Below are 12,751 nucleotides of genomic sequence, written 5' to 3' on the forward strand. Positions count from 1 at the left end.
AAAGAACCTTAAAAGTATTTCTACTTTTAGGTTCTCCCCTATAAAATGATCCTGCTATTTTTGTTTATAGCACCTTACTTAAGAAAGCCTTTGTTCTCTCATGCTGTGGGTTGCCGAATAACTGATTCGGTTCATTTTCTTCGACAATATACCCGCCATCCATGAAAATGACACGGTCTCCAACTTCTCGGGCAAATCCCATTTCATGCGTCACAACCACCATCGTCATACCTTCTTTGGCAAGCTGTTTCATAACTTCTAAAACATCCCCGACCATTTCCGGGTCAAGTGCAGAAGTCGGTTCGTCAAAAAGCATGATTTTTGGATTCATGGCCAGCGCCCTTGCGATGGCAACCCGCTGTTTTTGTCCGCCGGACAGTTCTCCCGGATAGCTGCTTGCTTTTTCTTTAAGTCCAACCTTTTCAAGTAACTCCAGAGCCTGTTTATCAGCCTCCGCTTTATCTTTAGAAAGGATTTTAATCGGCCCTAACGTGATATTTTCCAAAACGGTTTTATGAGGAAACAGATTAAATTGCTGGAATACCATTCCTACATCTTGTCTGACTTTATTAATATTAATTTTTGGATCGGTTATATTATGTCCGTTAATCACGACCTCACCGCCCGAGATTTCCTCCAGGCGGTTTAAGCAGCGAAGGAATGTACTCTTTCCCGATCCAGAAGGACCGATTACACAGATAACTTCTTTCTCTTGAACCTCAGCATTAATATCTTTTAATACCTCTAGGTTCCCGAATGATTTTCTTAAGTTTTTTACAGTAATAATGCTCATCGCATCTCGATCCTCCTTTCTATAAAGTTAGCAAGTATGGTTAATAGATAAATAATGATAAAATAAATGACACCTACAGTCAGCCAAATTTTAAAGGCTTCAAAGGTTGCAGCAGCCTGTATTTGGCCCTGTTGTGTTAAGTCAGCAATACCAATAACCGATAAAAGAGAAGTATCCTTTAAACTAATAATGGATTGGTTTGTAATAGTAGGGAGCATCCTTCTAAACGCCTGAGGCAGGATAATGAAACGCATCGTTTGTGCAGACGTAAAACCAATCGACCTAGCTGCCTCTGTTTGCCCCTTATCAATTGATTGAATACCCGCTCTGATTATCTCTGCAAAATATGCCCCAGCATTGATCGCAACAGTAATAATACCCGCTGTCGTATTGTTTAGGGAAACCAAATGCAGTGAATTTACTCCAAAATAAATAAAAAATAACTGCACGATAAATGGAGTTCCACGAATCGCATCGACATATACCTTCGCAATCCAATTCAAGATTTTAAAAGGAGCAAGACGTAACAAGGCCATTAATAAACCAATTAAAAACCCTAGAATAATAGCAATAACAAATATATAAAGTGTAACTTCAAGTCCTTTTAATAATATTGGTAATGCTGCCGTAATAATATCCACTCTTTTTCATCCCCTTTCTAGAATAAAAAGCGCGCTGTGAGCGCGCCCTATTTTTAATATTTATTTTTTGCCAAGATATGTTTCTACAATCTTATCGTAGGTTCCGTCTTTTTTGAGTTCTTCAAGGCCTTTATTAATCTTCTTTAATACATCCTGGTTTTGTCCTTTTAGAACAGCAATTCCATATTGATCGCCATTTAAGCGATCACCAACGATTTTCAAACCAAGGTCTTTTTGGGCAATAGCATAAGAAATTACAGGATAGTCTTCGATAAGCGCATCTGCATTTCCGTTAGAAACTTCCTGGAACATTGCCGGGCTATCGTTGAATTGAACGACTTTGATTTCTAGTTTCGATGCATTATCTTCTGCATATTTGGCACCTGTTGTTCCTTTTTTAACGGCAACAGTTTTCCCTTTAAGATCATTAACTGATTTAATAGTTGAATTGTCTTTTTTAACAACAACTGTTAATCCTGCATCAAAATACGGTGTTGAAAAGTCTACTACCTTTTTTCTTTCATCTGTAATACTCATTCCGGCAATGGCTACATCAAGCTGATTAGCTTGCATAGCTGGAATAATTCCCCCAAAATCCATTGGATTAAGCTCAATTTTAATGCCCTGATTTTTCGCGATTGCATTAATCAAATCGATATCGATACCCTTATAATCATTTCCCTCTTTATATTCAAATGGAGGGTAAGTAGTATCTACTCCAACCTTATATACCTTTTCATCTTTCGCTTTCTCTCCGGATGTTGATGTTTCCTTGCTTCCGCATGCTGCGATAAAGATCGTAAGGATTAAAAATAAACTAAATAAACCAATCTTTTTCATTCAATGTACCCCTTTTTAGATTATTTTTAATAGATAAAACATTAATACTTTATTAATATATCATACCTAAAAATCATATAAAACTATTAGTTTTTGGTAAATTGAATATTTTTAAAGTATTCAACTATTTTTTATTTTATAAATTTTCAGACTTTATTATTCGTATATAACAAATATAGTTTTGTTTTTAGATTTTTTAAATACGTCACAATATATCCAAATCATTCTATAGGAAGCACATAACAAATGTTGAATTTTAAAAGTAAGAGAAAGTGGGGTGAATTTAATGCCGTGGTTGATAAAGAAAATTCGGAATTGGATTTGGTATCGGCACGGGAAAGTTAGATATCGTATTTGGCTTGACGAAGATAGATACATTATCTCTGCAACGAATGGGGAAATAACCGTTCATGATTGTTATGGCGGTACCCATGAAACAGCTAAAAACTTAGCGTTATTTAAGCTTCATCAAGCATTAAGCGATAAAGAAAAAAAACAAAAATGGATTACCAAAGGGAATGGATATGAATTATTTCGGATTAAATAAAAGACAAAGCCGTTCCATTTGGAACGGCTTTTTTCTCGAATCAGCTAATCATTTAATCCCTTTCCAGCGAGAATTTTCTCCATACATTTTTCAATCCTTGACACCCGGGTTTTGGATTGTTTTGGTGCTGAAAAATGAAGAATGTATGCTCTTTGCCGCCCCGGCGTCAATGCCTCAAAAGCAGTTTTCAAGGCAGGGATATCCTCAAATTTATTTTGAAGTTCTTCAGGAACTGGCTCTGGATTCTTTTTAGTATTCACTTTCAAACCAGCTTTTTCCGCTTCAACGGCTTCATAAATATACTCTTTTAAGACTGGTTCGAGCTCAACTATTTGCTTAACATTGGTGAACTTTACCAGGCGTCCCGCTTGCGTATTTTCCCCTGGCTTTTCTAGAATCCGATGGGCATCTTTTAACAGGGCACCTTTGAAAAAATTAAGCGAACAGTATTCTTTAAAAGCACTTATTATCAGTACATTACTTTTCTGAAATGTGTAGCAAGGAACTCCCCATTTCAATTCTTCTGTCAACCCGCAGTCAAGAACAATCATTCTTAATTTTTCTAATTCTTCCGGCCAATTGTTGACTTTACAGTCGGGAGTAGCCCCCAGCGGACAACGCATACAACCATCAATTAAATATTTATCAACCTTAGGATTCATTTTACTATTTGCCATCAGGAACACCTCTCTTTCCGCCATTCCATCAAGATTCTTTGACCCCAAATTTATCAAGCAATGCACGGACTTCATCTGTTGATTTCGTGTTCATTAATTGATTTCTTAATTCAGCAGCTCCAGGGAATCCTTTGACATAAATTTTGAAAAAGCGATGAAGCCCTGTGATTGAACGCGGCAGTACTTCCGCATATCGCTCTTGAAGATCAAGCTGCAGTCTTAAAAGATCAAGGTATTCTATACTGCTATGCTCTTTTGGCTCTTTTTCAAAAGCAAAAGGATTTTTAAAAATACCCCGCCCAATCATTACGCCATCAATACCATATTGTTCAGCAAGTTGCAGCCCAGTTTGACGGTCAGGAATGTCTCCATTGATTGTTAGTAGCGTATTCGGTGCAATACGGTCACGTAATTTTTTGATTTCCGGAATTAGTTCCCAATGCGCATCTACTTGGCTCATTTCCTTTCGTGTACGTAAATGAATAGAAAGGTTCGCAATATCCTGTTTTAAAATATGCGTTAGCCACTCCTCCCACTCCTGAACCTCCTGATAGCCAAGTCGTGTTTTCACGCTGACAGGCAGTCCGCCCGCTTTTGCTGCTTGAATAAGTTCTGCCGCAACGTCTGGACGCAGAATAAGGCCACTGCCTTTCCCTCTCGATGCCACATTCGGTACAGGGCAGCCCATATTAATATCGATGCCTTTAAATCCTAGCTCTGCCATGCCAATACTCATTTGGCGGAAATATTCGGGATTATCCCCCCAAATATGTGCCACTATTGGCTGTTCATCTTCTGTAAAAGTCAAACGGCCACGCACACTTTTCAAGCCCTCTGGATGACAATAGCTATCCGAGTTTGTAAACTCTGTGAAAAATACATCCGGTCGACCCGCTTCACTTACTACGTGACGAAAAACAACATCTGTCACATCTTCCATTGGGGCAAGTATAAAAAATGGCCGTGGTAAATCACGCCAAAAATTATCTATCAATTTAAACTCAAATCCTCTCATTATGGATATAACTTCACACACTCGGCCAAAAAATATAAAGCCAAATGTTCCACTTCTTTTACACTTATATCATGCTTTATAACTTATTATCAAACACAAAATGTTCCTTTCAGGCGATGGTTGAATTTCCGAAATAAGAATAAACCCAGTCCTAATACTGGGCAAGTTTTAAAATTACATAACGCACAAAAAATAACTTCAATATAGAAAATCCGGTCTAAATCTAGTATGATATCCACATGCATATGTAACATTAGATAAGGGGTAAAAAAATGAGCGTATTAAACGTACAAAATTTAAGTCACGGTTTCGGTGATCGTGCGATTTTTAATAATGTGTCTTTTCGCCTTTTAAAAGGAGAGCACGTTGGACTAATTGGGGCAAATGGTGAGGGTAAGTCTACTTTCATGAATATTGTTACTGGGAAGTTGCAACCTGACGAGGGGAAAGTTGAGTGGTCACGAAAAGTTCGTGTTGGTTATTTAGACCAGCATGCTGTACTTCAAAAAGGTACTACGATGCGTGAAGCTCTGAGTACTGCTTTTCAATATCTTTTTGATGCTGAAGCGGAGATTAATGACCTTTATGCAAAAATGGGTGATGAAGGTGCAGATATCGATGCATTACTTGCAGAAGTTGGAGAGCTACAAGAAACATTAGATAGTAATGATTTCTATCGAATTAATGCAAAAGTTGAGGAAGTTGCTCGTGGTCTAGGATTAGATGACGTTGGACTCGATCGAGATGTAGATGATCTTAGCGGTGGGCAACGTACGAAAGTTTTACTAGCTAAGCTTTTGCTAGAAAAGCCTGAAATCCTATTACTAGACGAGCCAACGAACTATTTGGATGAACAGCATATCGAATGGTTGAAGCGCTATTTACAGGAATATGAGAATGCATTTATCTTGATTTCACATGATATTCCATTCTTGAACAATGTTGTTAACTTGATCTATCACATGGAAAACCAAGAGTTGAACCGCTATGTTGGTGACTATGATAACTTCTTAAAAATATATGAAATGAAGAAGCAACAGCTAGAGTCCGCTTACAAGCGTCAACAACAAGAAATAGCCGATTTGAAAGATTTCGTTGCTCGTAACAAGGCAAGTGTTGCTACTCGTAATATGGCGATGTCTCGTCAGAAGAAGCTCGACAAAATGGAAGTTATTGAATTGGGGAGAGAGAAGCCGAAGCCCGAGTTTAATTTCAAAGAAGCTCGTGCAGCTAGCCGTTATATTTTCACGGCTGAAGATCTTGTTATTGGTTACAATGAACCACTTTCCCGCCCTCTGAATTTGAAAATGGAACGCGGACAAAAAATTGCATTCGTGGGTGCAAATGGTATTGGTAAGTCTACTCTTTTAAAAAGTATTCTTGGGTTGATTGATCCGCTGGAGGGTAAAGTGGAACGTGGTGAGTATCAACAGATCGGTTACTTCGAGCAGGAAGTTAAACAGTCCAACTACAACACTTGTATTGAAGAGATTTGGAGCACGTTCCCAAGTATGAATCAAGCTGAAGTCCGAGCTGCTCTTGCAAAATGTGGATTAACGACGAAACATATTGAAAGTAAAGTCGAAGTCCTTTCTGGCGGCGAAAAAGCCAAAGTTCGATTGTGTAAAATTATCAACACAGAAACGAATATATTAATTCTAGATGAACCTACCAATCACTTGGATGTGGATGCAAAAGAAGAATTGAAGCGTGCTTTAAAGGCATATCGCGGAAGTATCTTGATGGTATCCCATGAACCTGATTTCTATCGTGAAATTGCGACCGATATTTGGAATTGTGAGGATTGGACTACGAAAGTGTTTTAAATAAAGATTAAGGGGTACCCAATGAATAAAATTTCACTTGGGTACCCCTTTTTTATAAACCATCCAAAATTCACTTTAGATTTCTTAAAAAGCTCATCGAATCTAAGTTAGAATGAGGTTCTATCTATTTTAATATTAATTTTGCAACAGCTTCCACATGCGCAGTCTGCGGGAACATGTCCACTGGCTGTATATATTTCACGTCATATTTGGAACTTAATGTCTGAATGTCTTTTGCCAAGGTCGATGGATTGCATGAGATGTAAATAAGCTTTGTTGGTTCTGCCTGAAGGATGGTTTGAATTAACTGTCCCTCAAGACCTGTTCTAGGTGGATCGACAACAATGACATCGGGCTTCCAACCCTTTTTGACCCATTTTGGCAGGACCTCTTCTGCCTTTCCAGGTACATATTTTGTATTGTTCAATCCGTGACGCTTTGCGTTTTTCTTCGCATCCTCAATCGATTCTGGAATGACGTCCATTCCACGGACTTCTCCTGCCTGATCGGCGAGCCATAAACCGATAGTGCCCACTCCACAATAAGCATCTACTACTTTTTCTTGACCAGTCAGCGCGGCTGCTTTTTTCACTTCATTATAAAGCTTTATGGTTTGAACTGGATTTAATTGAAAGAACGTCCTTGCAGAAAGCTCAAATTGAAGATCTCCTAGTGTTTCTTGGATAAACTCTTCACCCGCTAACGGAAGTGTTTCCTCGCCAAAAATAAGCGACGTCTTTTGCCCATTTATGTTCTGAATAATTGATTTCACATTTGGAAGACGTTTTTGGATTTCCTGAATGATGGTGTCCACTTTTGGTAATTCTTTTTGTGTTGTGATTAGGACTATTTGTAGTTCTCCTGTTTGTATGCCAACCCGTGTAACAATGGTTCGAACAATACCTTTTCTGGATTTTTCATTATAAATAGGAATTTTTAATTCCTCTAAAATCCTTTTAACCGCTGATGTTGCTTCATTTGTTTGTGAATGCTGCACAGCACATTCGTCAATATTAATCAATTGATGGGAATTAAGGCCATAAAGCCCAGCAAGTACCTTGCCATCTATTGCCTTCACTTGAAAACTGCTCTTGTTTCGATATCCCCATGGGTCTTCCATTCCAATGGTTTCACGGATATCAAGTTTTTCAATGTTGAGCTTTGTATGGCGCTCAAGCGATTGTATTACGATATCACGCTTTTCCTTAAGCTGCTGTTTATAGTCCAAATGTTGCAGTTGGCAGCCTCCGCATTGGTCGTATACCGGGCAAAGCGGCTTTACTCGATGCGGCGACTTGATGCGGATTTTCTTAATTTTTGCCTCAGCATGCTTCGGATGGATATTTGTTGCCTCTACCACCACTTCCTCGCCTGGAAGCGCACCTGGCACGAAGACGACTTGCTTTTTAAAATAGCCGACACCTTCACCGTTAATGCCAAGCCTTTTGATGGTCAGCGGGAAGGTCTGTTTAGGTTGTATTTTGATATGTTGTTCTGTTTTCATAAAGTTCACTCCAAATTATTCGATGCTTCTCCATAAGTATAGGGAAGCGTAGCTTAGATATGGTTCCCAGCCCTGTTTGTATTGTTCCATTTCTTCATAGGACGGCTTTTTTTCAAGCTGATATAGTTTCTTGATGGCGTTTTGTATGCCTATGTCAGCTAATGGAAAAAGATTTGGACGGCCCAGTCCGAATAATAAGAAATTTTCCACCGACCACCTGCCGACGCCGCGGATTTTCATTAGCCGTTCAAAAACTTCCTCATCCGATTGGTTTTTCGAGGCGTCTAAGTCGAGCCCATTTTTGACGATTTCTTTGGCAATTCCAATCATGTATTCAGCCTTCCTGCCGCTGATTTGCAGTGGTCTTAACTCTTCCACCGTTAACCTAGCAGTTTTTTCCGGCTGTGGAAAAAACCACACCCCATCAATCTCATAACCAAACGTTTTGACAAATCGCTCGGTCAAAGTATAGGCAAATTTCATATTTATTTGCTGGTGGATAATGCATTTTAATAACGACCCAAACAAATCGAAATCTAGAACCAGCGGGGTGCCAACGAAAGAATCGAATATTTCCTTTAAATCTGTTTTTTCAAAGTGGTCATGGACATTTGCTAAAGAAACATTCCATTGAAAAATTTCCCCTATGCGATGGATGATTGCTTCTTTGTCGGAATCGCTTTTTCCTGAAACGATGAACGCCGGTTCGCGGATTGTTCCAGCTGCCGTTACCTGTACTGCATGTGAACTGCTCCCGATTACTATCGGGATTCGAATTGTACGTTTGGCTAAATCGAGAACCTTCAAAGGATCCGGCGCATGTCTTTCCAATACGCTGTCAAAATTATACGGACCGTCAATACGTATAGTTTCTTGCCACATATGGGCTCCATCCTTTAGTATTTTCCCCGTATTATAGCATGAAATAGAAAAAAACCGAATTTCAATGAAATTCGGTTACTTCTTCTTCGCTTTCTTCTTCTTTTCATTCGGTTTCTTCATCAAATGGTCGAGGCTTTTGAATTTGTATCCTTTCTTTTTCATATCTTGGATGGTTTTTTCAAGAGCATCCGCGTTGTCTTTCGAGACGGAATGTAAGAGAATTATTGCACCTGGATGAACTTGCTTCATCATATTGTTGTATGAGTAATGCCAGCCCTTTTGACTGTTTACATTCCAATCGACGAAAGCCAGGGACCAGAAAATATGTGTGAAGCCCTCTTCTTTTGCAATTTGCATCGTTCTTTCACTAAAAACACCGCGCGGCGGGCGGAGATAGCTCATTTCTTTTTGGCCAGTAATCTCCTTGGTTTTATCCCTAACTTTGCGCAATTCTGTACGGACCCTTTCGTCACTAACCTGGGTAAAATCAGGATGGTGCCAGGAATGATTCCCAATGATGTGCCCTTCATCGACTATTTGTTTAGAGAGTTCCGGCTGTGACAGCAGGAAATGCCCAGTCACAAAAAAAGTCGCCGGCACTTTTTCTTTTTTTAGGACCTTAAGAATCTTAGGAAGGTGCCCATTTTCATAGCCGCTGTCAAAGGTCAAATAGATGATTTTTTTATTCGGGTCACCCTTGTAAACAGCCCCGTATTTAGCAAGAATTTCATCATATTCCGCCCCTGCCTCCGGCGGCAATTCATCAACTGCTTTTTTAAATCCCCAATGTATCGGCCGATTCGGCAGCGCTGCATATGTAAGAGTCGGTAACAATAGGACCATTATGCTAAGTAAGCACAATAATTTTTTCATCCAAGTTTCCCCCAATATTGTTTTTTATAGTGTTTGTTCTCGGGGGGAAAACATAATTAACATATAAAGGAAAATGGAGTTAATTTGGTTGGTAGTAAATGCGGCCCTTATTGGACCCGGTGGATGGGAGTTTTTTTTGGTTTAACAAATAGGTAGCCTGCCTTGAAGAAGGGATATGTAGAAATTCACGTAATTCTCTATTTGTTAACGAATTTTTTATAATTAAAAAATGGTCATTGATTGCTTCGATATAGGCATCCTGCGAAAGCAGCTCGCATACTGGGCAATACCATTTCTGCCTTCGATATTGCATCGGTATATGTAAGCATCGTGGACAACAAACACCCGGAATAATTTCCTTTATTCCGATATCGAATTTCCGTAATACATCAATTTTAAGCGGGGTGTGTTTACTTAATACCAGCCTTTTTATTTTTCCAATTGTTTTCTGATCAATTCTTTCTGCGGTGTAGCGGTTCTCCAGTTCCTCGATCTTTCTTAAAAGATTGCCTACTTTTACTATCTTTTTTTCTGCTTCATGGTATCCTGGTACAATCTTGATTACACTTGAGGACCTTGTCATTACAGCTAAAACTTCAATTGGTGCTGCTGGTAATTGGTATTTTTCAAGCAGGTATTGTAAAAGGATTTTATGGCGAATTGCCTGTTCTAACGGATTATCGTATACCTCTTTTGATTCATTCACCTCCTGTATTAATTGGTCTTTTTCAATTATAAGTGTCCCTGCATAGTTTTTGGATTCAATAATAAGAGTTAGTTTAGGGGAAAGAAGAAGTGCATCTATTTGAAAGTAAGTATTTCCAATCGGGAGACGGAGGCCATGAAAAATATGATATTTTTTGTCAGGAATTAATCCAAGAAAATAGCGAAGTTTTTTCTCACCTTGGTAGCCAGAATATAATTTTTTTATTTCTATTTCTATATTGGGTCTCTTAGGATGATATTGCGTTATTCTTCTTATGAGTGCTTCTGTTTGTTCCAGTGGAATCGGTTTATAAAGCTCTAAATCAAACAAAATGTTCCCTCCTTTAAAGTTATAGCTGATATTTTCGATAGAAAACGCCAATATCCCTGTTGATTTTTTTAAAATTGAGTATTTTATTTTATAGTTGAAAAAATATCAACAAATTTTGGAGAGATATTTACAATTTCTTAATTTTATCTACAAATTATTTAAGATATCTACAAATTACCAGCAGATATCTACAAATTGGCCCTTAGGACCCTATCTGAAGGGAAATCCTAGTATTAATTACGAACTAAAACTTGCCGCTTGAAATGATATCTACAAATTTTCGGATGATATCTACAATTTTTCAATTATATCTACAAAATTTTCGAGATATCTACAAATTTCCGAAACATATCTACAATCTCCCCCCTCGGTACCCCCCCCACAAAAAAAAGATAGACCCGCGCTATGCGAGTCTATCCCAATCCTAAAGATCTTATTTAAAAACCGGCTCCTTAAACTGCGCCAATTTCTCCAACGATGATTTGTCAACATCAGCATGTAAGCTGTTGCCGTGCGAATCCATTGTAACTACCGCTTTGAAGCCCTCAACGCGCAGGTGCCACATTGCTTCAGGTATACCAAATTGCATTAAGTCAACGCCCTCGACACCCTTGATACAGTCAGCATAGTACTGGGCAGCGCCGCCGATGGCGTTCAAATAAACACCGCCATGCTCTGCTAAAGCAGCCAAAGTCTTAGGGCCCATTCCGCCTTTACCAATAACAGCGCGAATGCCAAATTTCTTCATAATGTCGCCCTGATAAGGCTCCTCGCGAATCGAAGTTGTCGGGCCAGCAGCCTTGACGTGCCATACGCCGGCTTCATCCTTCAGCATAACCGGGCCACAGTGGTAAATCACTTGACCGTTTAAATCAACAGGTGCCTCATGGTCGCTTAAATACTTATGAATCGCATCGCGGCCAGTGTACATCATGCCGTTGATTTGCACAACGTCACCGACTTTCAAAGCACGAATTTGCTCTTCAGTAATTGGGGCCTGCAAAGTGATGACTTCCTGTTCAGAAGCAGCAGCAACTTCTTGTTCTGCCTCATCTTGTGCGAAGTCGATGAACTCGCCGTCTTGGTAAGCCCATTCCACAATTGCGCCCGTCTCAGGATCTATGGAAACACCCATGCGGCGGTATGCCCAACAATTGTAAGCAACAGACACATAGAAGCTGGCAGGAATGCGGTGCATGACACCTATTTTACAACCTAGCAAAGTTGCTTCGCCACCGAAGCCCATTGTGCCGATCCCTAATTTATTTGCATTTTCAAGTACATATTCTTCCAATTTACGAAGGTCTTCATTTGGATTCACATCATCAACCGAGCGGAATAATTGTTCCTTTGCCAAATCATAGCCGGAGGAACGGTCGCCGCCGATGCCGACGCCGATGAAGCCTGCAGAACAGCCTTGTCCCTGTGCTTGATAAACAGAGTGCATGATGCACTTGCGGATCCCGTCAAGGTCACGTCCAGCGCGTCCAAGTCCTTCTAATTCACAAGGCAGGCTGTATTGAATGTTTTTGTTTTCGCAGCCGCCGCCTTTTAAAATCAGCTTTACATCAATATAGTCTTTTTCCCATTGATCGAATTTAACAACCGGAACGCCAGCGCCTAGGTTGTCGCCACTGTTCGCACCAGTCAAAGAGTCAACAGCGTTCGGGCGCAGCTTACCATTTTTAGTAGCCTCGACAATTGCGTTTTTTATAGCTTCTTTAATTTCTAATTGGTTTACACCAACTGGAGTTTTAATTTTAAAAGTAGGAAGTCCTGTATCCTGGCAGATTGGTGATACTTGATCATCTGCCATTTTAATGTTGTTTGTAATAGTCGCTAGGCTCATCGCGGCGCGAGTCCCGGCATTTTCTTGTTCCTTCGCTGCTTTGATGGCGCGGCGCACATCCTTTGGCAGCTTTGTGGAGGTTTCAACAACTAGCTCATACATGCTTTCTTGGAATTTCTCGATATTCACGTGTCGGTTTCCCCTTTCCCTGTTTTCCCCTAATTATACATATAATTTTAACAACTTTTTGACGGTTATAATTATACTCCTATAGGCGAAAGAATTAAAGGATTTGGATGTAATCGATTTCGTGGAAACTTTTTCTCAA

The 12,751-nt window shown here is 39.6% G+C and carries 12 protein-coding genes; 2 read left to right on the forward strand and 10 right to left on the reverse strand.

Annotation, left to right across the window (positions count from 1 at the left end; genetic code table 11):
* Nucleotides 1-64: 64 nt before the first annotated feature.
* Genes ACNQGS_RS27065 through ACNQGS_RS27075 form a run of 3 tightly spaced genes read right to left on the reverse strand, consistent with a single transcriptional unit; the run spans nucleotide 65 to nucleotide 2,274 of the window.
* Nucleotides 65-793, reverse strand: a complete 729-nt coding sequence (locus ACNQGS_RS27065) for an amino acid ABC transporter ATP-binding protein (protein ID WP_491490085.1) — start codon at nucleotides 791-793, stop codon at nucleotides 65-67.
* On the reverse strand, nucleotides 790-1,434 hold the full coding sequence (locus ACNQGS_RS27070) for an amino acid ABC transporter permease (protein ID WP_378587056.1): 645 nt from the start codon (nucleotides 1,432-1,434) through the stop codon (nucleotides 790-792). The genes ACNQGS_RS27065 and ACNQGS_RS27070 overlap by 4 nt, the downstream gene beginning before the upstream one ends.
* 60 nt (nucleotides 1,435-1,494) lie before the next feature.
* Entirely contained in the window at nucleotides 1,495-2,274 is a 780-nt protein-coding gene (locus tag ACNQGS_RS27075) for a transporter substrate-binding domain-containing protein (RefSeq protein ID WP_213146583.1), read from the reverse strand.
* A 286-nt stretch (nucleotides 2,275-2,560) separates the two neighbouring features.
* Here ACNQGS_RS27075 and ACNQGS_RS27080 point away from each other — a divergent pair, with 286 nt between their 5' ends.
* Nucleotides 2,561-2,821, forward strand: coding sequence for a hypothetical protein (locus ACNQGS_RS27080; RefSeq protein WP_213146765.1), 261 nt, complete (start codon nucleotides 2,561-2,563; stop codon nucleotides 2,819-2,821).
* 44 nt (nucleotides 2,822-2,865) lie between these two features.
* On the opposite strand, the gene ACNQGS_RS27085 is transcribed toward ACNQGS_RS27080, so the two are convergent.
* Together ACNQGS_RS27085 and ACNQGS_RS27090 are read right to left on the reverse strand one after the other, a co-directional pair.
* On the reverse strand, nucleotides 2,866-3,498 hold the full coding sequence (locus ACNQGS_RS27085; protein ID WP_491490086.1) for a YdeI/OmpD-associated family protein: 633 nt from the start codon (nucleotides 3,496-3,498) through the stop codon (nucleotides 2,866-2,868).
* A gap of 28 nt (nucleotides 3,499-3,526) precedes the next feature.
* Nucleotides 3,527-4,492, reverse strand: coding sequence for a tRNA dihydrouridine synthase (locus ACNQGS_RS27090; RefSeq protein ID WP_491490093.1), 966 nt, complete (start codon nucleotides 4,490-4,492; stop codon nucleotides 3,527-3,529).
* A 293-nt stretch (nucleotides 4,493-4,785) separates the two neighbouring features.
* On the opposite strand from ACNQGS_RS27090, the gene ACNQGS_RS27095 reads away from it, so the two are divergent.
* A complete protein-coding gene (locus tag ACNQGS_RS27095) occupies nucleotides 4,786-6,339 on the forward strand; it encodes an ABC-F family ATP-binding cassette domain-containing protein (protein WP_491490087.1) in 1,554 nt (517 codons plus the stop codon).
* A 124-nt stretch (nucleotides 6,340-6,463) separates the two neighbouring features.
* On the opposite strand, the gene rlmD is transcribed toward ACNQGS_RS27095, so the two are convergent.
* The 5 genes from rlmD to ACNQGS_RS27120 form a co-directional block, all read right to left on the reverse strand.
* Complete coding sequence (gene rlmD / locus ACNQGS_RS27100; protein WP_491490088.1) at nucleotides 6,464-7,843, reverse strand: 23S rRNA (uracil(1939)-C(5))-methyltransferase RlmD; 1,380 nt, start codon at nucleotides 7,841-7,843, stop codon at nucleotides 6,464-6,466.
* A 15-nt stretch (nucleotides 7,844-7,858) separates the two neighbouring features.
* Nucleotides 7,859-8,725: a DNA-3-methyladenine glycosylase family protein gene (locus ACNQGS_RS27105; protein ID WP_491490089.1), complete on the reverse strand. Its 867-nt coding sequence runs from the start codon at nucleotides 8,723-8,725 to the stop codon at nucleotides 7,859-7,861.
* Nucleotides 8,726-8,800: 75 nt separating this feature from the next.
* Nucleotides 8,801-9,598, reverse strand: a complete 798-nt coding sequence (gene pdaA, locus ACNQGS_RS27110; RefSeq protein ID WP_491490090.1) for a delta-lactam-biosynthetic de-N-acetylase — start codon at nucleotides 9,596-9,598, stop codon at nucleotides 8,801-8,803.
* Between the two features lie 79 nt (nucleotides 9,599-9,677).
* Nucleotides 9,678-10,634 (reverse strand): nuclease-related domain-containing protein, encoded by a 957-nt coding sequence (locus tag ACNQGS_RS27115; protein WP_491490091.1) that lies wholly within the window; start codon nucleotides 10,632-10,634, stop codon nucleotides 9,678-9,680.
* A 433-nt stretch (nucleotides 10,635-11,067) separates the two neighbouring features.
* A complete protein-coding gene (locus ACNQGS_RS27120) occupies nucleotides 11,068-12,606 on the reverse strand; it encodes a fumarate hydratase (protein WP_491490094.1) in 1,539 nt (512 codons plus the stop codon).
* Nucleotides 12,607-12,751 lie beyond the last annotated feature (145 nt).

This window comes from Neobacillus sp. PVCKKU3 (assembly GCF_058323225.1).